Source organism: Mycobacterium arosiense ATCC BAA-1401 = DSM 45069 (genome assembly GCF_002086125.1).
GTDB classification, from domain to species: domain Bacteria; phylum Actinomycetota; class Actinomycetes; order Mycobacteriales; family Mycobacteriaceae; genus Mycobacterium; species Mycobacterium arosiense.
Map to the genome: position 1 here is coordinate 1 of NZ_MVHG01000270.1, position 354 is coordinate 354.

At 61.9% G+C, this 354-nt stretch carries 1 protein-coding gene; it reads right to left on the reverse strand.

Going from position 1 to position 354, the window contains the following annotated elements:
* Positions 1–354: hypothetical protein (locus BST14_RS31870; RefSeq protein WP_211280841.1), on the reverse strand; the 354-nt coding region annotated here is incomplete at both ends.

Genomic DNA, 354 nt, shown 5'->3' on the forward strand with positions numbered 1-354 from the left:
TCGAGCCTGCAGGTATTGCACTTCACGGTTGTTCTCCAGCTGCTTCAGCTCCTGCTGGATCTTCGCCACGCGGGGCTCGGTGAAGTCATCGCCCTTGCGTTTGAGCAAGGTATCGCGCTCGGCGGTCAAGGCATCGACACCCATGAAATACAGGGGTATATGCTGGTTATTCACCTCGGTGCGGAAAACGCTGCGCGAGCCATCCTGCCCGACCTCTCCCAGTGCGCCCGGGGTCGTCGGCTTGACGATCCCCAGCCGGGTGGCGATCTGGATAGCCTCGTTGAGCTGCTGGATACGCGAATCGCGCACCATCTTCAGCCGCCCGCGCAACGCCTTGAGCTCATCCTCCAGGCC